Source organism: Thomasclavelia spiroformis DSM 1552, assembly GCF_025149465.1.
Classification (GTDB): Bacteria; Bacillota_I; Bacilli_A; order Erysipelotrichales; family Coprobacillaceae; genus Thomasclavelia; species Thomasclavelia spiroformis.
The window spans coordinates 2,276,708-2,299,895 of sequence record NZ_CP102275.1 but is presented as its reverse complement, the minus strand read 5'-3'; the positions used below and the strand labels follow the sequence as shown (position 1 = coordinate 2,299,895).

Below are 23,188 nucleotides of genomic sequence, written 5' to 3'. Positions count from 1 at the left end.
CTATTATCGGGTGGAATAGCACATTGTGTCCTGATGATAATATGCTTTTTTATTTGTTGAGACGTATTTTGATAAAGGAGGAAATTATGAGATTATTTAATACTCTTACAAACAAAAAAGAAGAATTTAAACCGCTTCGTGATGGAGAAGTAAGTATTTATGTTTGTGGTCCAACTGTATATAATTATGTACACATAGGTAATACTCGACCAATGATAGTTTTTGATGTTTTAAGAAGAACATTTGAATATTTAGGATATAAAGTAATATTTGTTTCTAATTTTACAGATGTTGATGATAAGATTATTAAAGCGGCAAAACAAGAAGGAATTAGTGAAAAAGAACTTACTGACAAATATATTAAAGCTTATGAAGATGTTCGACGTGATTTAAATTTACTATTTCCAACTTATGCACCTAGAGTAACTAATACGATGGAGGCTATTATTAGCTTTATTGATGATTTGGTAAAAACTGGATATGCATATGAAGTAGATGGGGATGTTTATTTTAGGGTTTCGAAAATAGAAGAATACGGACAGCTTTCAGGAATTAAGATTGAAGATCTAGTTGCTGGAGCAAGTGAACGTGTTGATGAAAATAATAAAAAAGAGGAATCAACAGATTTTGCATTATGGAAAAAAACAGATGAAGGAATTCGTTTTGATAGCCCTTGGTCAAAAGGAAGACCGGGTTGGCACACAGAGTGTGTTGTAATGATTAATGATATATTTCAAGATGGTAAAATTGATATTCATGGAGGGGGACAAGATTTAAAATTTCCACATCATGAAAATGAAATTGCGCAATCTATGGCTTGTCATCATCATCCAATTGCACATACTTGGATGCATAATCAAATGATCAATATTGATAACCAAAAAATGTCTAAGTCATTAGGTAATGTTATTTGGGCTAAAGATATGATAAATGATTTAGGATGCAATGTTTATAAATGGTTTATGTTGTCTAGTCATTATCGTAATCCTTTGAATTTAACAGATGCGGTTTTAAATAATGTGAAAAAAGAAGTAGCTAAGGTTGATAATGTTGTTAAAACTGTGTCTTTGTATTTACAAGTTAATGGATTGGATGGAAATGAATATTGCAAAGAAACTGTCGATGTTATGGTTGATGCATTAGAAGATGATTTAAATACTTCACTAGCATTAACTCAAATTTTAAATCAGGTTAAAGTTTTGAATCAATTGATGCGTGTTAAAGAAAAGGATGATGAGTCAATTTTAATGAATTATAATACATTGATGAAAATGGTTACGGTAATTGGATTTGTTTATCAACCACATCAACTTAGTTTAGATGAATTAGAGTTATATAAAAAATGGCTTGAAGCAAAAGAGGTTAAAAACTTTGATGTTGCTGATAAATTACGTAGTGAATTAATTAGTAAGGGGATAATTTAATGCGACCAGAACTAATTAATGCTGGGGTACTAGCGTATTTAGGTGATAGTGTTCTTGAAGTGATGGTTAGAGATTATTTGGTTAAAGAAAGTGAATTAGTTAAGCCCAATGATTTTCAAAAAGAAGCAATTAAATACGTTTCAGCAAGTTTTCATGCAAGGTTTATGCACGATATGATATCAGAAGGTTTTTTTACAGAAACAGAAGTAGGGATTTATAAACGCGGTCGTAATACTAAGGGAGGAAAAAATGAAAGTCTTGAGCATATGCATTCTACTGGATTTGAAGCTATTATTGGAACTTTGTATTTGCAAAAGGATTATGAACGTTTAAAAATTATTTTTGATAGATATAAGAAATATGTAAGTGACAAATAAACATGAGATAAATTTGAGACGAAAATAGGTGGAAAATATGAAACAATATATATATGGTAAAAACACAATATTAGAAGCTTTAAAAGGAGAAAAGAGCATATATACTGTATATATCCAAGACAGTATAAAAGACAATAGGATAATAGAACTATGTAAAAAAAAGAAAATTCGTATTAAAATAATCGATAAGTCTGAATTTATCAAGAAGTTAGGGAATGTTAGGCATCAGGGAGTTATGGCAGAGGTTGAGGAGTATCGATATTATAGTGTTGATGAAATACTTGCTAGTATTCCAAGTGGAAAAATGCCATTATTATTAATGCTTGATGGTTTAGAAGATCCTCATAATTTAGGCGCTATACTAAGAACGTGTGATGCAATTGGAGTTGATGGTGTAATTATTGGTAAAAATCGTAGTGTGGGATTAAATGGAACTGTAGCAAAAGTTTCAACCGGAGCCATTGATCATGTTAAAGTTGCTCAAGTTACAAATCTTACAAGAACACTGGAGGATTTAAAGAAGCATTCTTTTTGGGTAGTTGGCTGCGATCTTGATAATGCGCAAGATTATCGTCAAATTGATTATAATATGCCCCTTGTAATTGTGATTGGTTCTGAAGGTTTTGGAATTTCAAGGCTTGTTAAAAAAACATGTGATTTTAATGTTGTTTTACCTATGATGGGTCATGTTACTTCATTAAATGCATCTGTTGCTACAGCCGTTATTTTATATCAAGTGTACAATTCTCGTAATCCTTTATAAAGCAGAAAGGAGGTAACCGTGGACGGTTACAATGTGGAGGAATTGTATTATTTGTATCGACAGAACAATCCAATTGCCAAAGCCTTATTAATTAAGTATTGTTATTGGAAAGCTGAATTGATGTTGCCGATGTATTATTTTTATAGCGGGATTTTTTATAATGAACGTGAAGATTGTATTCAAGAAATAGTGATTTTGGTTTTTAGAAATTTAGATGGATATCGTCCTGATAAGGGTGGCTTAGTGAAAAGCTATATGTCATTAATCATGCATCGAGCAATTAGTACGATTATTGTAAATGAAAAGAAAAAAGGTTTAAGGAAAATAAAAAATACATATTTTTCATTAGATGGTTATTGTGGAGATAATAATAATATTGCTAATATTGAAGTTGTGCGGGACAGTAAATGTCAGTATCAACCTGATGTATGTATTGAAAGTAAGGAACAAAAAGAATTATTAGAAGAATTTATGATAGAAAATTTTTCGGTTCTAGAACAATTTATAGCTAAAGAGCGAACCCTAGGTTATAAAAATATCGAAATTGCAAAAATGTTGAAAATTGATATTAAAAAAATATATAATGCTAATTATCGTATTCGAAAGAAGATGTCAAAACTAAAATTGTTTGACTAGTTGATGTATTTATGATAAATTATAATAGCATAGAAATGAGCTGATTATATGAAACAAAAAGTAATTTTAGTATGTAGTGAATGTTTATCTAGGAATTATACAATTACCAAAAATAAACGAGTGAATGTTGAAAGGCTTGAATTAAAAAAATATTGTAAAAAATGCGGAAAACATACTTTGCACAAAGAAACGAAGTAGGAGGTATTGATGTGAAATTTAGAGATTGGTTTAGTTTAAAAGGAATTAGAAGTGAAATTAAAAGAATTAGTTGGTTGAGTAAAAAACAATTAGCACAAAACTCTGCGATTGTATTATTGTTTTGTTTTGTTTTGGGATTATACTTTTTTGCAGGTGATGCAGTAATTGCTCTTATTTTTAAAGCGTTGGGGATAAATTAATATGACTGGAATGAATGATGAAGGAAGACAATGGTATGTAGTTAATACATATTCAGGTCATGAAAATAAAGTCAAAGAAAACTTGGAAAAGCGTATTGAATCAATGGGATTACAGGATGTTTTATTTCAAATTGTTATTCCTGAACATGTAGAGACTGAAATTAAAGATGGTAAAAAAATCACTAAAACTAAAAATATGTTTCCGGGTTATGTTTTAGTAGAGATGATTATGACTGATGAAGCGTGGTATGTAGTTCGTAATACATCTGGAGTTACTGGATTCATTGGATCTTCTGGTGGTGGAGCAAAACCGTTCCCTCTTCAAAAAAGTGAGTTAGATCCAATCTTAGAAAAGATGGGGTTAAGTAGTACTAAAGTTGAAGTGGACTTTCAAGAAGGCGATGAGGTCGATGTTATTGATGGACCTTTTGTTGGTAAAAGAGGTAAAGTAGAGAGTATTGATACTGAAAAAGAAATTGCAAAAGTATTAGTTGATTTTTTAGGGAATTTAACACAAGTTGATATTGAATTAACACAATTGAAAAAAGTTGATATCTAAAATAACAATGTCTCATATTTATGTGACATTGTTTTAATTTTAAAATATAGTTGATGTTATATAATTAAAGTGATAGAATATTGAATAGGAAGATAATAGGATTGTTACTTTAAATAGGCAAGACCGCAAGAATTATACTATGTTTAAGTATATTTTACTGTGGTCTTTTTTGTTTTAACAATCTAAAATATTTAAAGAAAGGAGAAGTGATGAGTATATTGAAAGTAAATATATGTTTTGATATATAAAGTTTTTCATATACAGTTATAGAAATAGGGAAATAGATAATAAAATACAACTATAAAAGATGTGAGGAATGGAGATAAAAATGAAAGTAAAAAGAAAAACAAGTAAAGTATTGAAAAGTGGTTTGGCTGCAACATTTGTTTTTTCATTAATTGCAACCAATCCAAGTCAAATTTTAGCACTTTCTAATGTAAGTAATGCTACTGAAAATGTGACAGCAGATATTTATCCAAAACCACAAAGCGTTTCTTACTTGTCAGATGTGGGGATGAGTTTAGAAGGTGAAGTTAATGTTGTAGTACATGGGGAACAAGAAACTGCAACCTTACCAGCATTAGAAAAAATCTTGAAAGATAATGGGATTTCTTATGTTATTGGACAAGAAATTGATGAAAACAAAGCTAATATTTTAGTTTCTTCATCTAAAGATCATTGTGATGAGTGTGCTAGTGAAGATAGTGCCTTAAGTCAAAAAGAAGGTTATATTTTAACTGCTAGTGATGATGAAAATAGTAAAGGTGAAATTACTATTGTTGGTGCAGATGTTGATGGGGCATATTATGGAGTTATCACTCTTGGACAAATTTTAGATCAAAGTATTGATAATAAATTTGCAGAAATTGTAGTAAGTGATTATCCTGAAATTGAATTCCGTGGATTTATTGAAGGTTTTTATGGTATTCCATGGACTCATGAAGAAAGAATGAGCTTAATGAGTGATACTGGTAAATATAAGATGAATACATATATTTATGCGCCAAAAGATGATCCTTATCATAGAGCTCAATGGAGAGAATTGTATCCAGAAAAAGAAGCTGCTCAAATTGCTGAATTAGCGGAAGCTGGAAAGAATAGTAACTTTAATTTCTGTTGGACAATTCACCCAGGAGATCATATTAATTTATATAGTGAAGAAGATTTCCAAGCGGCATTAAATAAATTAGAGCAACTATATGAACTGGGTGTTCGTCAATTTGGAGTATTATTTGATGATATTTCTAATAATCAAAATGGAACAGCTCAAGCTAATTTCATTAATCGTATCGATGATGAATTTGTAAAAGTAAAAGGTGATGTAAAACCGTTGATTACAGTAGGAACTAGATATTGTGCTGCTTGGGGTCCAAGTATGACAGGATATCTAAAACCATTTGTTGAAACGTTACATGATGATGTTGAAGTAATGTGGACTGGTTCTGGAACAATGTCAAATATTTCTAGAGATATTTATGAATGGCCAAAACAACAAATAGGTTCTGATAAAGACTTTGCGGTTTGGTGGAACTATCCAGTAAATGATTATTGTGATGGTAAATTATTAATGGGACCTATGAATAGTTTAAGTACTGATCTAAATAATGTTAATTCATTTTTCTCAAATCCAATGAATCAAGCTGAAGCTTCAAAAGTTTCTTTATTTAGTATTGCAGATTATACATGGAATACTGATGCATATGATTATATGGAAAGTTGGCATCGTTCAATAAAAGAATTAGTTCCTGAAATTGCGGAAGAATTTGAACGTTTTGCTTCAAATATTAGTTATTTAAATGATGGTATTCAAATGGATGAATCAGCATATCTTGATGAAAAAGTTAATGCTTTAAAAGTTGCGTTAAGTAGTGGAACTAATATTAAAGAAGCAGCACAAGTATTGCTTGAGGAATTTGAAGTTATTTTGGCTGATTGTGATAAATTAAAAGATGTAGGAAATGAAGCGTTACAGACAGAAATTAATCCATTTGTTGGGGCTTATAGAGAATTAGCAATAGCAGGAATTAATTCAATGCAAGCACTTATTGCAATTGAAGATGGAGATAGTGCTTTAGCTTTAGCTCGCGTTAGTGTTGCTCAAGAATCTTATGATGCAATGAGTAATTATACTGTAAATCGTTTAGAAGATGCAGGTGAACGTAATGTTGTTGTTGAAGTAGGTACACATAGTTTAAAACCGATTGTTAGAACTGTAATTGATACGGCTAATGAAAAAATAGGAGAATTATTATTCCCTCAAACTGTAGCTGAAATGATTACTAATGTTGATGGATTAGAAAGTAAAGAAGTAACAGTTACTGATGGTAATTTCATTCTTGAAGGTGTTAACGCAACATTAAATAATGGGGAATATTTAGGGGTAATTTTACCTCAAGCACGCAATGTATCACAAATTAGTGTTACAGGTGCAAATTTAGCTGATTTAGATTTAGAATATTCAATTAATGGATTAGATTGGCAAAAAGCGGAAGTTAGTAAAGATAATGGTATTTCTATGAGTACAAAAGTTTCTACAACTTATGTAAGATTAGTAAATAATACTAATGCGCCAATTGATGTTACTATTGATGCACTTCAAATTAATCCTATTTATGCTACTGAAGCTTCAGCAAGTACAAATATGGGAACTTATCAAACATATAATATTTCTAATATTATTGATAGTAATAGAGAAACTAAATTTTGGAATAATGCTAATCCAAGTGTAGGACAATACATTCAAATTGATTTTGGTGCAGCAATGCCTTTATATGATATAACTGCCTATTTTGCTAGTGGTGATTATATTAAAAATGGTAAAGTACAAATTTCTGTTGATGGTAATGAATGGAGAGATGTAGGAGCACTAGAATATGAAAATGTTGGTGCTAATAAAGTATCAAGTTTAAATGCTAATGGTAAAGAAGCAAGATATGTAAGATATGTTGTAACTGGATCACAAGATGTATGGGTGCAATTATTTGAAGTAGAATATAATCAAACTGTAGGTGATATGGGGAATCATGTAGTTAAACTTACTGATTCTAATACAGATGGTCTTCATGCTAAAGTTTGTGACCAAGATATAACAACTGCTTTTGCTCCAACAGGTATCGAAGATGGAGATTATTTAACTTATCAAATGTCACGTATTAACAACGTAGCTGATTTAATCGTTGTTCAAGATCCAAATAATATAAGTGAAGCTAAAGTTAGCGTGAAAGATATTAATGGTACATGGAGAGAAGTTGGTATATTAGATAATCAAGTTGTTACATTACCAGTAGATGGAAGAATTACTGAAGTTAAATTGGAGTTTGATAGTACTAAACCATTACCAATAATTTATGAAATTGTTGCAACTCAAAGAACTGCGGTAGAAACTGACAAAACAGCATTAAAGATTGCAGTAGACTTAGCAAATGCAATTACTGATGAAGATTTAGCTAAATTAATTCCAGCAGTAGCTGATGAGTTCAAAGTAGCAAGAGATGAAGCTAATGCAGTATACAATGATGCTAGTGCTTCACAAGTTGAAGTAAATAATGCATTTGACAGACTTGCAAGTGCAATGCATATGTTAGACTTTGTAAAAGGAGATAAAACAGCATTAAAAGCATTTATCGATAAAGTTACAGGATTAGAAGCTGCTAAATATACAGAAGCTACATGGACAGCATTTGAAACAGAATTAAATGAAGCTATAGCAGTATATGATGATGAAAATGCAATGCAAGAAGAAGTAAATACAGCATACAGTGAATTAGTAACAGCATTCTTGAACTTAAGATTAATTCCAGATAAGAGCTTATTAGAAGACTTAATCAATCAAGCAAATGGATTAAACGGAGTAAATTATACAAAAGCAACATTTGATGGATTAACAAAAGCATTAAATGAAGCAAAAGCAGTATATGAAAATCCAAATGCAACACAAGAAGAAGTAGACAATGCAAAAGTTACATTAGAAAAAGCAATTGCCGGATTACAAATAGTAACAACTGATAACACAGTAAGTACACCAGTAAATAATGGTGATACAACTGCAAGTGTAAAAACAGGTGATGATGTTAATATGTTAGGAACATCAGCAGGATTAGCACTATTAAGTATTGCAGGAGCTAAAGTTCTTAGAAAAAAAGAAGATTAATGTATTTAAGGAAGTAGTTTAGGCTACTTCTTTTTCTGAGTATTTTTATATTATAGGGTTATTTAAATATAAATTGGTAAAAATGTGTTTATAGGGTAAAAAACGTAGAAAATAGATTTTTAATGTTTTATATATTAAATTATTTTTTTGATAATTTAAATTTTATTGCTTAAATCAAGCGAATTTGCATTTATCTAAAAAAAGTGTTATAATCTAATAGTACGTTTTAGATAGGAAGTGAGTTAATGAAGATAAAAACGGATAATTTTATTAATGAAAATATTATCAAACGTAAAGCAATGTTTATCCCTATTGTTGGGGTTGCAGTATTTATGTTAGTAGGATATGCCGCAGTAGATAAAGAAGCACCGGAAATTGTTTCTAATCGAGTTGAGGTTTCATATGGAGAAAAATTTGATTTAAATGCTATTAATATTACAGATAATCAGGATGAAAGAGATGATTTGATAGTTGATATTAAAGCAGAGAATGTAAATACTAAACAGTTAGGAACTTATGAGGTACTTGTTAGTGCAAGTGATAGTTCATCAAATATTGCTACTAAGGAAATTTTAGTTGAAGTAGTTGATGATAAAGCACCTGAATTTAAAGTTGTAGGTGTAGATAAAGGATATGTAGTACAAGTTCCTATTAATGGAAGTAATGACGTTTCTAACTATGTTAGTGCCATTGATAATGTAGATGGAGATGTTTCACCTTTTATTGAAACTGATAAAGCACTAGATGCATCAAAACCTGGTATCCAAGATATAACTTTATCGGTAACTGATTCTTCTGGTAATGTTACTGAAAAGACGTTTGAATTTGCTGTATCGGATTTAACACCGCCAAGTGTTACGTTATTAGAAGGAGAAAATATCATTATTGATTATGCTAGTGAATTTAAATTAGAAAATTATTTAGTTGCTAGTGATGATATGGGATCTGTTACTAATACTATAATTGGTAGTGTTGACACAAGAAAAGAAGGAGAAACACAAACTATTAAAGTCAGTACAAAAGACGATGCTAAAAATGAAGTTGTTTCTACATTGAATTTCAATGTAAAGGATATAAGTGGTCCTAAAATAAATCTAAGTAGTAATGAAGTTGAAGTAGCAAAAGGAGATGCTTTCGATCCTCGAATGTATCTGGTTTCTGCAATTGATAATAAGGACGGAGATGTTACGGCTGACGTTTCGGTAGGAAACATTGATACTAATACTACTGGTAATAAATCCGTAGAGTTTAGTGTTTTGGATGCGGCTGGTAATAAATCTGTAGCATCATTGAGTGTAAAAGTATATACGCCAGGAACAAAAATTTTGGAAACTGCATATACTAAACTAGGTTCACCATATAAATGGGGAGCAACTGGTCCAAATTCATTTGATTGCTCTGGATTTACATCTTGGGTATATCGTCAACATGGGATTTCTCTATCAAGAACTGCTCAGGCTCAATCTCAAGGCGGAGTAGCGGTTGATAGAAGTAATTTACAACCTGGAGATTTAGTGTTTTTTGGCTCAGGAACAGGTAGAATTACTCATGTAGGTATTTATGTTGGTGATGGTAAGATGATTCATTCACCTCAAACAGGAGATGTAGTTAAAATATCTGCGCTTCATAAAAACTATGTTTGCGCAAGAAGATATCTATAAGGATTTAAAATATTGATTTATAAAATACTCCATTATTTAATAATGGAGTATTTTTATATGTATAGTTAACTGAGGTCCTTCATATATATTAAGTGGAGGAAGATATGGAAACGTATAAAATAATTGATATGTTATGTAAAGGGAATCCTGATGCTTATGCAGTTATTAAAGGATCAGGAATAAATGGTTTGTTATTGGTTTATGGATATGAAACTGGATGTGTGTTGGTTATAGAAGCTAACGGATTATCGAACACAGATTGTAATCAAGGAATACATGGTTTACACATTCATGAAGGTAAGAAATGTATGGGAACTAAAGATAATCCTTTTAGTGATGCAGGGGGACATTTTAATATGAATGAATGTTTACATCCGTATCATAATGGAGATTTACCACCGTTATTTTCAAAAGATGGAATGGCGTGGATGGCGGTATATATAAACAAATTTACTGTTAATGATATTATAGGAAGAACAATAATTATTCATGAAAAAAAAGATGATTTGACTAGTCAACCTTCTGGAAATGCTGGTAAGATGATAGCGTGTGGTGAAATAATTGATATATATCAGTAAATTATAGCAAGATATGTTACAATTATGGATGTATGCATTAGGAGGTATGTTATGAGTAAACTATTGTTTTTTGATATTGATGGAACATTAATTGATTGTAATCTAGGTATTTATTCGATTAGTGATAATGTAAAGGAAGCACTAGATAAATTAAAAGAAAATGGGCATGATGTTTTTTTGGCAACTGGACGTTGTAAATGTTTTATTGTTGATGAAGTAATGAACTATCCTTTTAGTGGGTATGTAACTTGTAATGGTGGTTACGTTGAATATTTGAATCAACCTATATATAAAGCAATTGTACCAAGTGAGGCGATTATAGCGACAATGAAACTCTGTGATAAGTATGGCTTTAATTATTACTTTGAAGGTAATGATAATATTTATGTTCGTGATAGTAATGATAAAAAACATCTTGAATTTTGTAAAAAATGGGGAATGAAGTTAGAAACAATTATTGACCAATTTAATCCTGATGAAATAGAAACCTATATAGGAATGATAGTTGTTAATGATGCTGTTGATATTCCTGTTATGGTAGATGCATTGGACCCTTATTTTGATATTCAAAGACATCAAAATGATTGTTCTTTCGATTTAACTTTGCGAGGTGTTTCGAAAGCGGTAGGAATTTGTGAGCTTGTAAAAAGATTGAATAAAGATATTAGTAATACTATTGCTTTTGGAGATGGTAGAAATGATATTGAAATGTTAGAAATGGTAGGTTTAGGAGTAGCTATGGGAAATGCTGTTATTGAAGCAAAAGCAGCTGCTGATTATGAAACTGATCGAATTGAAAATGATGGTATTGTAAAAGCGTTAAAAAAATTTGATTTATTATAGCAGCTTTTTGCTGCTTTTATACATTGTAAATTTTTTTGATAATTGGTGGTGTAATAAAAAATTCTTATTTTAATTATATGCTTTGATAAAATTCAAAGAAAGACAACTATATTAAAGTCAAGTAGTAGATTATGAAATAGTATGAAAATAAATTACTTGAAAATATAGTATTTGATCTTTGAAATTGTGAATGAAAAAATGTTAAAAAGAACTATCGTAAAAATAGCTTATTTTAATAGAATTTAGTTCGATAAATATTTTGATTATTTAAGAGAATTTATATCAAAAGTAATATGATTTATTTCAAGATGATAAATGATTCTTAAAAGTTTTCTTACACAATGACCTAAAGCGCAAAGATGTCCTTTACCTTGACTTCGTTTTAAATGATAGTAGTTATTAAATGCAGGGTTGTGGCGTATTACAGGTATGATGACTCGATAAAGTGTTGCCCTTAGATATTTAGAACCTTTCTTGGTTATGGCTGTTTTATCAGCTGAAAATTCGCCAGATTCACTGATATATGGATTCACACCTGCAAATTTAATTAATTTTCCTGCATTTGAGTATTTACTTATATCACCAAGTTCAGCTAAAATAGAAGTACCAGTAATAATTGATATTCCTGGTATTGATGTGATAGAAGAATCTTGTGTGATGGCGAGTTCTTCTATTTTTTTATCTAATTCTTCAATTTGAGAGTTTATTAAATCAATACTGGAAATAACCGATTGAATGATAAAAGAAATAGAAACATCATGAATACCCACAGAATTAGAAGCTAATTCTTTTAAGTCTTCTGCTGAGAAGATATTACAGTATTTAAAACATTTTCTTAAAGAACGAATATCTGTATGTGCAATGGTATAGGCATCACCATATTTTCTTAAAATATTTAAATATGTAATGGTGTATTCATTATTAAATAATGTATTAAATTCAGGAAAAACAATATCAATATGTCTTTGAAGAATATTCTTCTTACGATTCATTTCAATTGTCAATTGTGTACGATAGCGCGTTAATTCTTTGGCCTCCTTTAATTTCTCATCTTGAATAGAGATGATGCGATAGTAATCTTTATCTAGGAGAGCTTTGGTAATTAAAATAGCATCTTCTTTATCGCTTTTAACAGTTTTTAAAGAAGCTTTTCTAAGGTTCTTAGTGGTAATAGGATTGATTAAAGCAACTTTATAACCTTTAGCCAATAAGCAGCTTTCAATGGCAAAGTTATAGTGTCCGGTATCTTCCATACCGATTAAAAGTTCATCTTGTGTGTATTTATTAAGTTCGTCATAAAATTTTTGAAATCCATCTTTATTGTTTTTGAATAAAAAAGGATCACATAAAGATTCGCCAGTAGAAGCATCCATGATAAAAGCGGCATGTTTATATTTGGCAATGTCAATTCCAACAAGTTTCATAATTATCAATTCCTTTCTTAAGATGATTTGTGATTGTGAAATCAGATCCACTTCAAAGGTATCAAAAACCTGGTGTGTTCAGAATTCAAAAGACTCATACAACTAATAATAAATGCGATACAAAGAAGTGGTAAGATCCTTTCTGAAAAGTCAAAGCAATAAGGAAAAAAATACAAATCCACATTCACAATTACACATTTTAACACAACCTGAAGTGATACCAAATAATTCAGGTAGAAAGGAGAATTGGTATATTAGATTTATTACTCTTTGTATGAGTAACTTCAATATACCAGGAAAAAATATAATAAAGATATGTTGATACAAGTTATTTGTTTGATTGTAGGGTTTGTTTTATTAATTAAAGGGGCTGATGTATTTGTTGAGGGGCATCTAAATTATCATCAAAAATGAATATACCACCAATTGTAATTGGGCTTACTGTTGTGGCTTTTGGTACTAGTGCACCTGAAGCAGCAATATCAATTATTTCAGGAATGAATGGAGATGCCGATTTAGCGATTGGAAATATAATTGGTAGTAATGTTATAAATGTATTAGTAATACTTGGGATTTCTGGATGTGTAAAATGTTTAAAAGTGAATTGTAATACATATCGGTATGAAATTCCGTTTGTTATGTTGATTACTTTGCTTTTAATAATTTTAGGTAAATTAGGTGAGAAGCTTGATTTTTTAGATGGTATTATCTTATGGGTTTTATTTTTTGTGTTTTTGTGTTATTTGTATCAGTTGGCTAAAAGAGGAGAAAATGTAGCTGTCAGTGAAATTGAAAAAGTTAGAGTGCAAGATACTTTGTTTCGCTTGATTTTAGTAATTATTTTAGGGATAACAGCCATTATTTTTGGTAGTAATTTAACGATTGATGCTGCTGTATATATTGCTACAGAGATGAATGTTAGTCAAAGGTTAATTGGACTTACTGTTATTGCATTCGGGACATCATTACCTGAATTAGTTACTTCAGTAACAGCTTCTTTGAAAGGTAAATGTGATTTGGCTGTTGGCAACATTGTTGGAAGTAATATATTTAATATTTTATTTGTTTTGGGAACTACGGCATTAGTTTGTCCAGAAGCACTTGTTTTTAAAAATAGTTTTATTATTGATGGTATGGTTGCAATAGGTGCGTTATTTTTGTTGTATATATTTATAGGTAAAGATTTTTATTTAAAAAGAGTTGGTGCAGTTATTATGTTGATTAGTTATGTGATTTATTTTGTGAGTTTATTATATTATAGGAGAAGTTTATGATTAAATTGGCGCATAGAGGGTATAGTGAAAAGTATCCTGAAAACACAATGATAGCATTTGTCGAAGCTATTGAAGGTAATTTTGATGGAATAGAGACAGATGTACATCTAACTAAAGATAATCGTTTGGTATTGATACATGATGAGAAAATAAATAGAACATCTAATGGTAAGGGGTATGTTAAGGATTTAACATATGATGAGTTGTGTAAATACAATTTTAATTATCACTTTAAAGAGTATAAAGAGAAAATACCATTATTAGAAGAGTTGTTAGACTATTGTAAAAATAGAGAAACAATTTTGAATCTTGAAATTAAAACAAATAAAATCCGTTATTCTAATATTGAAAAGATGACATATAATTTAGTTAAATCAAAAGGGATGTTGAATCGTGTAATATTTTCTTCTTTTTGTTTAGAAAGTTTATTAACATTAAGAGAAATTGATAAAAATATATATTTAGGATATTTATTTGAAGATGATTATATAAAAAATAAAGAACTGGTTTTTAAATATAAATTTAATGCTGCTCATCCAAAATATGTTTTTTTAAATGAAAAAGAAATAAACGATTATCTTAAAAGAGGAATAGACGTTAATACTTGGACTGTTAATGATTTTGAAATTAAGGATTTTTTAGCTGATGAAGGGGTTAAGGTGATAATAACAAACCGAGATATCTAAAGCTATTTTGGCTTTGGATTTTTTAATTAACACCAAAAAACACTGATAGCGTTTTCATTAAAAATATAGTGTTTTCATTGTGAAAAAATGCACAATATTACTTGTCTTTTTTGTAAAATTGGGGTACACTATCAATGGAAACAAATTAAATATTTCATAATGAATCGGAGGAAAAAATAATGGCAGAAAAAAAAGCTGTTAACAAAGTGGTTGAACCAACTAACGAAGAAATTGATGCTTATGTTGATCAACTAGTTTCAAAAGCTCAAGTAGCTTTATCAAAATTTGAAGAATTTACTCAAGAACAAGTAGATTACATCGTAGCTAAATGTTCTGTAGCTGGATTAGATGCTCATGGTACTTTAGCAGAAGCGGCTATTAATGAAACAGGTCGTGGTGTATTTGAAGATAAAGCAGTTAAAAACTTATTTGCTTGTGAATATGTAACAAGTAATTTACGTCATTTAAAAACTGTAGGTATTATTAATGAAGATCCTCTTTTAGGGATTACTGAAATTGCTGAACCAGTAGGTGTTGTTTGTGGTATTGTTCCAACAACTAATCCAACTTCAACAGTAATTTTTAAATCATTAATTTGTTTAAAAACAAGAAATCCAATTATTTTCTCATTCCACCCAAGTGCACATGCATGTTCTGTAATGGCTGCTGTAGTTATTAGAGATGCTGCAGTTGCAGCAGGTGCACCAGAAGATTGTATCCAATGGTTAGATATGAAATCTATGTATGCAACTACTGCATTAATGAAACATCCAGGTGTTGCAACAATTTTAGCAACAGGTGGTAACGCAATGGTAAGTGCAGCATATTCTTGTGGAAAACCTGCATTAGGTGTTGGTGCTGGTAACGTTCCTGCGTATGTAGAAAAAACATGTGTATTACCAAGAGCGGTAAATGATATTGTATTATCTAAATCATTCGATAACGGTATGATTTGTGCTTCTGAACAAGCTGCAATTGTTGATCATGAAATTTATGATGATTTCATGAAAGAAATTAAGAGATTTAAAGTTTACTTTGTAAATAAAGATGAAAAAGCTAAATTAGAACAATTTATGTTTGGTGCTGCTGCATATTCTGATAATGTAAATGCTGCTAAATTAAATCCAAATGTAGTTGGTAAACCTGCAACATGGATTGCTGAACAAGCAGGAATTAAAGTACCTGAAGATACACAAATTATTTGTGCTGAATGTGCTGAAGTAGGACCAAATGAACCATTAACAAGAGAAAAATTATCTCCAGTATTAGCGATTTTAAAAGCTAGCAGTACAGAAGATGGTATCTTAAAATCTACTCAAATGGTTGAATTCAACGGTTTAGGGCACTCAGCTGCTATCCATACTGAAGATCATGAATTATCTAAGAGATTCGGACATGCATGTAAAGCTATTCGTATCATCGAAAATGCTCCATCTACATTCGGTGGTATCGGTTCAGTTTACAACGCATTTATTCCATCATTAACATTAGGTTGTGGTTCTTACGGACATAACTCTGTATCTAATAACGTAAGTGCTATAAACTTAATCAATATTAAGAGAATAGGGAGACGTAATAACAATATGCAATGGGTTAAACTTCCTCCAAAAATTTATTTTGAAAGAAATTCAATTAAATATCTAAGAGATATGAAAGAAATGGACAAAGCCATGATTGTTACAGATAGAGGAATGTATAATCTTGGTTATGTTGAAAAAATTGAAGATGTAATTAGAAGAAGAAGAAATAAAGTTGATTTAGAATTATTCTTCGATGTTGAACCAGATCCAAGTATTGACACTGTAGAAAAAGGTGTTGAATTAATGAGAAACTTTGAACCAGATGTAATTATTGCATTAGGTGGAGGTTCTTCAATGGATGCAGCTAAAGTAATGTGGTTAATGTATGAACATCCAGAAGTTAATTTTGATGATATTAAACAAAAATTCATGGATATTAGAAAACGTGCTTTCAAATTCCCGGAATTAGGTAAAAAAGCTAGATTAATCTGTATCCCAACAACTTCAGGAACAGGTTCAGAAGTTACTCCATTTGCGGTTATCACTGATAAAAGAGCAAATAAAAAATATCCATTAACTGACTATGCATTAACACCAACTGTAGCTATCGTAGATCCAGAACTTGCTATGACAATGCCTGCTTCTATTGCGGCAGATACAGGTATCGATGTGTTAACACATGCAGTTGAAGCTTATGTATCTATTTTAGCATCTGATTTTACTGATGGATGGGCTAAACAGGCAGTTAAATTAGTATTTGATTATTTAGAAGAATCAGTTACAAAAGGAACTCCAATTGCAAGAGAAAAAATGCATAATGCAGCAAGTATTGCAGGTATGGCATTTGCTAATGCGTTCTTAGGTATGAACCATTCATTAGCACATAAGATCGGAGGAGAATTCCACGTACCACATGGACGTACAAATGGTATCTTATTACCACACGTTATTAAATATAACGGAACTATTCCTACTAAATTAAACATCTGGCCAAAAATTGAAAACTATAAAGCAGATGTTAAATATATGGAATTAGCACAATTAATCGGATTAAAACCAAAAACTCCAGCAGAAGGTGTTCAAATGTTTGCTGATGCCTGTGAAGAGTTATGCCACAAAGTTGGTTTAGCATCTAACTTCGAATCTCAAGGAATCGATAAAAAAGAATGGGATGCAGCAATTCACAGAATGGCAATGAATGCATATGAAGATCAATGTACACCAGCTAACCCAAGAATGCCAATGGTACATGATATGGAAGCTATCTTAAGAACTACTTGGGATTACAAAAATAAATTTGATAAATAATTATAATTAAATATATAGAGAGACAATTCATAGCGAATTGTCTCTTATATTTTAGAGAAGGAGAGCAGAGGAAAGTGGAGAAAAACAAAAAAAGATAAAAAAAGGCAAAAAAAGCTTTACAAAGGCAAAGGAATATGGTAAATTAAGTGAGCACTCGAGAGAAGAGGAAAGAGGCTTTAGAAAAAGATGGAAAAAGATATTGACTAAAGTCAAAAAAGAGTGTAAGATAAGAAAGTCGGCAAAAGAGAGGCCGATAAGAGAGATCATTGAAAACTAAACAGAATTAAAGAACACACGTCAAAGAGAAAAAAAGAAGAGCTAAACAGACAGGAAATTGTCTGAGAGAGATAAAAGGACAATGGAGAGTTTGATCCTGGCTCAGGATGAACGCTGGCGGCGTGCCTAATACATGCAAGTCGAACGCGAGCAGCAATGCTCGAGTGGCGAACGGGTGAGTAATACATAAGTAACCTGCCCTAGACAGGGGGATAACTGCTGGAAACGGCAGCTAAGACCGCATAGGTATGGACACTGCATGGTGACCATATTAAAAGTGCCAAGGCACTGGTAGAGGATGGACTTATGGCGCATTAGCTGGTTGGTGAGGTAACAGCTCACCAAGGCGACGATGCGTAGCCGACCTGAGAGGGTGACCGGCCACACTGGGACTGAGACACGGCCCAGACTCCTACGGGAGGCAGCAGTAGGGAATTTTCGGCAATGGGGGGAACCCTGACCGAGCAACGCCGCGTGAAGGAAGAAGGAATTCGTTCTGTAAACTTCTGTTATAAAGGAAGAACGGCGGATATAGGGAATGATATCCGAGTGACGGTACTTTATGAGAAAGCCACGGCTAACTACGTGCCAGCAGCCGCGGTAATACGTAGGTGGCGAGCGTTATCCGGAATTATTGGGCGTAAAGAGGGAGCAGGCGGCGGCAGAGGTCTGTGGTGAAAGACTGAAGCTTAACTTCAGTAAGCCATAGAAACCGGGCTGCTAGAGTGCAGGAGAGGATCGTGGAATTCCATGTGTAGCGGTGAAATGCGTAGATATATGGAGGAACACCAGTGGCGAAGGCGACGGTCTGGCCTGTAACTGACGCTCATTCCCGAAAGCGTGGGGAGCAAATAGGATTAGATACCCTAGTAGTCCACGCCGTAAACGATGAGTACTAAGTGTTGGGAGTCAAATTTCAGTGCTGCAGTTAACGCAATAAGTACTCCGCCTGAGTAGTACGTTCGCAAGAATGAAACTCAAAGGAATTGACGGGGGCCCGCACAAGCGGTGGAGCATGTGGTTTAATTCGAAGCAACGCGAAGAACCTTACCAGGTCTTGACATCCGGATAAAGACCTCAGAGATGAGGGGATAGATATATCCGAGACAGGTGGTGCATGGTTGTCGTCAGCTCGTGTCGTGAGATGTTGGGTTAAGTCCCGCAACGAGCGCAACCCTTGTCGCTAGTTACCATCATTAAGTTGGGGACTCTAGCGAGACTGCCAGTGACAAGCTGGAGGAAGGCGGGGATGACGTCAAATCATCATGCCCCTTATGACCTGGGCTACACACGTGCTACAATGGATGGAGCAGAGGGAAGCGAAGCCGCGAGGTGAAGCAAAACCCATAAAACCATTCTCAGTTCGGATTGTAGTCTGCAACTCGACTACATGAAGTTGGAATCGCTAGTAATCGCGAATCAGCATGTCGCGGTGAATACGTTCTCGGGCCTTGTACACACCGCCCGTCACACCATGAGAGTTGATAACACCCGAAGCCGGTGGCCTAACCGCAAGGAGGGAGCTGTCTAAGGTGGGATTGATGATTGGGGTGAAGTCGTAACAAGGTATCCCTACGGGAACGTGGGGATGGATCACCTCCTTTCTAAGGAGAAGAGGAAGTGTGGAGAAGATTCTGTTTAGTTTTGAGTGAAACTCGAAGAAGAGAGAAGCTCAGAGATCATTGAAAACTGGATAATAGACAAATTGCGAAAGAAAGAGATCGAGATAAGAAAATTATTGAGGTCTTTCTAGAGAAAGTCGAAAGAAAACTAAGAGAATTCAACACTGAAACAGTCAGTAAGAAGGAAATAGTGATCAAGACACCGAATAGGTAAAGTAGGGAAGAGCGTATGGCGGATGCCTAGGCACAGAGAGGCGAAGAAGGACGCAGCAAACAGCGAAATGCGACGGGGAGCAGTAAGCATGCAACGATCCGTCGATGTCCGAATGGGGGAACCCATCCGGGATAGAGACCGGATATCCTGCAGTGAACAGATAGCTGCAGAGAGGCGAGACTCAGGGAACTGAAACATCTAAGTACCTGAAGGAAGAGAAAATAAAAATGATTTCCTAAGTAGCGGCGAGCGAAAGGGGAGGAGCCCAAACCGATTTTAGGATCGGGGTTGTAGGACTGTCAGGAAAGAGCAAGAAGGCATTATAGGCGAACGGACTGGGAAGTCCGGCGAGACAGGGTGAAAGCCCCGTAGCCGAAATAGTGAAGAAGCTTGAGACAGCACCTGAGTACGGCGGGACACGAGGAATCCTGTCGGAATCTACCAGGACCATCTGGTAAGGCTAAATACTCCTCTGTGACCGATAGTGAACCAGTACCGTGAGGGAAAGGTGAAAAGAACCCCGGGAGGGGAGTGAAAAAGAACCTGAAACCATATGCTTACAAGAAGTTAGAGCCCGTTAAAGGGTGATAGCGTGCCTTTTGTAGAATGAACCGGCGAGTTACGATATGCAGCGAGGTTAAGCAGGATATGCGGAGCCGAAGCGAAAGCGAGTCTTAACAGGGCGCTAGTTGCATGTCGTAGACCCGAAACCGAGTGATCTAGCCATGACCAGGTTGAAGTTGGGGTAAAACCCGATGGAGGACCGAACCGACCCCCGTTGAAACGTTGGCGGATGAGTTGTGGCTAGGGGTGAAATTCCAATCGAACTCGGAGATAGCTGGTTCTCCCCGAAATAGCTTTAGGGCTAGCGTCGAGAGAGAGTCATGTGAAGGTAGAGCACTGAATATGTGATGGCCCCATCCCGGGGTACTGAATATAATCAAACTCCGAATGTCACAGAGACATGCTCGGCAGTCAGACAGCGGGTGATAAGGTCCACTGTCAAGAGGGAAACAGCCCAGACCATCAGCTAAGGTCCCAAAATATATACTAAGTGGAAAAGGATGTGGAGATGTCCAGACAACTAGGAGGTTGGCTCAGAAGCAGCCATCCTTTAAAGAGTGCGTAACAGCTCACTAGTCGAATGACTCTGCGCCGATAATTTACCGGGGCTAAGTATATTACCGAAGCTATGGATTTGCGATGAGCAAGTGGTAGGGGAGCGTTCTATGAGCGAAGAAGCAGTACCGGAAGGAGCTGTGGAGCATATAGAAGAGAGAATGCCGGTGTGAGTAGCGGAACGTGGGTGAGAATCCCACGCACCGAAAACCCAAGGTTTCCAGAGGAAGGTTCGTCCGCTCTGGGTAAGTCGGGACCTAAGGCGAGGCCGAGAGGCGTAGTCGATGGACAACAGGTAGAGATTCCTGTACTTACGGTATGAATGAAGGAGTGACGGAGAAGGCTAGGTGATCCTGCGGCTGGAAGAGCAGGTGCAAGCGAGGTAGCAGATATCCAGGCAAATCCGGATGTCGAGAAAGCGAAGGCGTGAAGCGGATGGAAAGCCAAGGCAAGTACAGAAGTCATTGAAGCCAGCTTCCAAGAAAAGCTTCTAGTGAAAATCATACAGTAACCCGTACCGAAAATGGACACACATGGGTGAGGAGAGAATCCTAAGGTGAGCGAGAGAACTATAGCTAAGGAACTCTGCAAAATGACTCCGTAACTTAGGGAGAAGGAGTGCTCATAGAGATATGAGCCGCAGTGAAACGGCCCAAGCGACTGTTTACCAAAAACACAGCTCTATGCTAAGTCGAAAGACGACGTATATGGGGTGACGCCTGCCCGGTGCTGGAAGGTTAAGAGGATGTGTCAGCGCAAGCGAAGCACTGAATTGAAGCCCCAGTAAACGGCGGCCGTAACTATAACGGTCCTAAGGTAGCGAAATTCCTTGTCAGGTAAGTTCTGACCCGCACGAAAGGCGTAACGATTTGGGCGCTGTCTCAGCTGTAGACTCGGTGAAGTCTTAGTACCTGTGAAGATGCAGGTTACCCGCGACTAGACGGAAAGACCCCATGGAGCTTTACTGTAGCTTGATATTGGACTTTGATGCAGGATGTACAGGATAGGTAGGAGACTGAGAGACATGCACGCCAGTGTGTGAGGAGTCGCTGTTGGGATACTACTCTTCCTGTATTGGAGTTCTAACCGGATGCCATAAGCTGGCAACGGGACAGTGTCAGGTGGGCAGTTTGACTGGGGCGGTCGCCTCCCAAAGAGTAACGGAGGCGCCCAAAGATACCCTCAGCTTGGATGGAAATCAAGCGCAGAGTGCAAAGGCAAAAGGGTGTTTGACTGCGAGACCAACAAGTCGAGCAGGGACGAAAGTCGGGCTTAGTGATCCGGCGGTGCTGAATGGAAAGGCCGTCGCTCAACGGATAAAAGCTACCCTGGGGATAACAGGCTGATCTCCCCCAAGAGTTCACATCGACGGGGAGGTTTGGCACCTCGATGTCGGCTCATCGCATCCTGGAGCTGAAGTCGGTTCCAAGGGTTGGGCTGTTCGCCCATTAAAGCGGTACGCGAGCTGGGTTCAGAACGTCGTGAGACAGTTCGGTCCCTATCTGTCGTGGGCGTAGGAAGTTTGAGAAGATCTGTCCTCAGTACGAGAGGACCGGGATGGACATATCAATGGTGCACCAGTTGTCACGCCAGTGGCACAGCTGGGTAGCTAAATATGGAAGGGATAAACGCTGAAGGCATCTAAGTGTGAAACCCACTTCAAGATGAGACTTCCCATTACGCAAGTAGGTAAGACCCCTTAAAGACGATAAGGTTGATAGGTCAGGAGTGTAAGCATGGTGACATGTTCAGCGGACTGATACTAATAGGTCGAGGACTTAACCTAAAGAGAGAAGAAGAAGCAATAGGAGCTATTGTCCGGTTTTGAGTGATTCTCGAAAGGAATTGCTTAAAAGAGAAGATCTGGTAGCGATAGCATGATGGACACACCTGTACCCATACCGAACACAGAAGTTAAGCATCATAACGGCGACGATAGTACTGCGGTGCGACAATAGCAAGCTGCCGGTTCTTTTTTTATTTTGGGATCATATATTCTTCATCATATACCGGTACCTTCTCCGGTATCTTTTTTTGTTTCTTCTTCTTATACATGAATACATACTTTTGTATTTTCTTGTATATAGTATTTATTTTTATAGTAAATTTTTTTATTTAATAATATTTTTATCTTAGTTATATAAAGAATCTTGTTTTAATAATAAGTTTAAATAAAAATATTTATGCTATCAAAGTCATTAATTTTTTATGATAAATCTTACGGTATAAATATAGCATAATGTTATATTTATATTGATGAAAAGTTCATTTAAAAAGTTAAGAAATATTTAAATGAATAGTCATAATATTATTATCTTTACAGGTAGTAATTTATTTTAATTTTGATAGATATGTC

The 23,188-nt window shown here is 34.6% G+C and carries 15 protein-coding genes and 3 rRNA genes; 17 read left to right on the top strand and 1 reads right to left on the bottom strand.

What is annotated here, in order from left to right:
- Positions 1-86 precede the first annotated feature (86 nt).
- From cysS to NQ543_RS10905, 11 genes are all read left to right on the top strand, one after another.
- Entirely contained in the window at positions 87-1,424 is a 1,338-nt protein-coding gene (cysS, locus tag NQ543_RS10955; protein WP_039904441.1) for a cysteine--tRNA ligase, read from the top strand.
- Complete coding sequence (locus NQ543_RS10950; protein WP_004610167.1) at positions 1,424-1,801, top strand: Mini-ribonuclease 3; 378 nt, start codon at positions 1,424-1,426, stop codon at positions 1,799-1,801. The genes cysS and NQ543_RS10950 overlap by 1 nt, the downstream gene beginning before the upstream one ends.
- 37 nt (positions 1,802-1,838) lie before the next feature.
- Positions 1,839-2,564, top strand: coding sequence for a 23S rRNA (guanosine(2251)-2'-O)-methyltransferase RlmB (rlmB, locus tag NQ543_RS10945; RefSeq protein ID WP_039904419.1), 726 nt, complete (start codon positions 1,839-1,841; stop codon positions 2,562-2,564).
- Positions 2,565-2,582: 18 nt separating this feature from the next.
- Entirely contained in the window at positions 2,583-3,200 is a 618-nt protein-coding gene (locus NQ543_RS10940; protein ID WP_004610169.1) for a sigma-70 family RNA polymerase sigma factor, read from the top strand.
- A 48-nt stretch (positions 3,201-3,248) separates the two neighbouring features.
- The gene (gene rpmG / locus NQ543_RS10935; protein WP_004610170.1) at positions 3,249-3,398 is read left to right on the top strand and encodes a 50S ribosomal protein L33; all 150 of its coding nucleotides are present in this window, start codon (positions 3,249-3,251) and stop codon (positions 3,396-3,398) included.
- Between the two features lie 11 nt (positions 3,399-3,409).
- A complete protein-coding gene (gene secE / locus NQ543_RS10930; protein WP_039904421.1) occupies positions 3,410-3,598 on the top strand; it encodes a preprotein translocase subunit SecE in 189 nt (62 codons plus the stop codon).
- Between the two features lies 1 nt (position 3,599).
- Positions 3,600-4,157: a transcription termination/antitermination protein NusG gene (gene nusG, locus NQ543_RS10925; protein WP_004610172.1), complete on the top strand. Its 558-nt coding sequence runs from the start codon at positions 3,600-3,602 to the stop codon at positions 4,155-4,157.
- Between the two features lie 328 nt (positions 4,158-4,485).
- The gene (locus NQ543_RS10920) at positions 4,486-8,307 is read left to right on the top strand and encodes a beta-N-acetylglucosaminidase domain-containing protein (protein WP_187362835.1); all 3,822 of its coding nucleotides are present in this window, start codon (positions 4,486-4,488) and stop codon (positions 8,305-8,307) included.
- A gap of 245 nt (positions 8,308-8,552) precedes the next feature.
- Positions 8,553-9,968 (top strand): C40 family peptidase, encoded by a 1,416-nt coding sequence (locus NQ543_RS10915; RefSeq protein WP_004610174.1) that lies wholly within the window; start codon positions 8,553-8,555, stop codon positions 9,966-9,968.
- Between the two features lie 104 nt (positions 9,969-10,072).
- A complete protein-coding gene (locus NQ543_RS10910; RefSeq protein WP_039904425.1) occupies positions 10,073-10,546 on the top strand; it encodes a superoxide dismutase family protein in 474 nt (157 codons plus the stop codon).
- A 51-nt stretch (positions 10,547-10,597) separates the two neighbouring features.
- A complete protein-coding gene (locus NQ543_RS10905) occupies positions 10,598-11,389 on the top strand; it encodes a Cof-type HAD-IIB family hydrolase (RefSeq protein WP_039904427.1) in 792 nt (263 codons plus the stop codon).
- 263 nt (positions 11,390-11,652) lie between these two features.
- On the opposite strand, the gene NQ543_RS10900 is transcribed toward NQ543_RS10905, so the two are convergent.
- Complete coding sequence (locus tag NQ543_RS10900) at positions 11,653-12,813, bottom strand: IS110 family RNA-guided transposase (protein WP_004609000.1); 1,161 nt, start codon at positions 12,811-12,813, stop codon at positions 11,653-11,655.
- Positions 12,814-13,223: 410 nt separating this feature from the next.
- Between NQ543_RS10900 and NQ543_RS10895 the strand changes: the two genes are divergently transcribed.
- The 6 genes from NQ543_RS10895 to rrf all read left to right on the top strand — a co-directional run bounded on the left by NQ543_RS10895 (position 13,224) and on the right by rrf (position 22,803).
- On the top strand, positions 13,224-14,087 hold the full coding sequence (locus NQ543_RS10895) for a calcium/sodium antiporter (RefSeq protein ID WP_004610178.1): 864 nt from the start codon (positions 13,224-13,226) through the stop codon (positions 14,085-14,087).
- A complete protein-coding gene (locus NQ543_RS10890) occupies positions 14,084-14,773 on the top strand; it encodes a glycerophosphodiester phosphodiesterase (protein WP_004610179.1) in 690 nt (229 codons plus the stop codon). Before NQ543_RS10895 ends, NQ543_RS10890 begins: the two co-directional genes overlap by 4 nt.
- A gap of 179 nt (positions 14,774-14,952) precedes the next feature.
- Entirely contained in the window at positions 14,953-17,601 is a 2,649-nt protein-coding gene (gene adhE / locus NQ543_RS10885; protein WP_004610180.1) for a bifunctional acetaldehyde-CoA/alcohol dehydrogenase, read from the top strand.
- 355 nt (positions 17,602-17,956) lie between these two features.
- Positions 17,957-19,481: ribosomal RNA gene (locus NQ543_RS10880) — 16S ribosomal RNA — on the top strand.
- 227 nt (positions 19,482-19,708) lie between these two features.
- A 23S ribosomal RNA gene (locus tag NQ543_RS10875) occupies positions 19,709-22,618 on the top strand.
- Positions 22,619-22,694: 76 nt separating this feature from the next.
- A 5S ribosomal RNA gene (rrf, locus tag NQ543_RS10870) occupies positions 22,695-22,803 on the top strand.
- The 16S, 23S and 5S rRNA genes sit together here, the layout of an rRNA operon.
- The last annotated feature ends 385 nt before the right edge of the window (positions 22,804-23,188 follow it).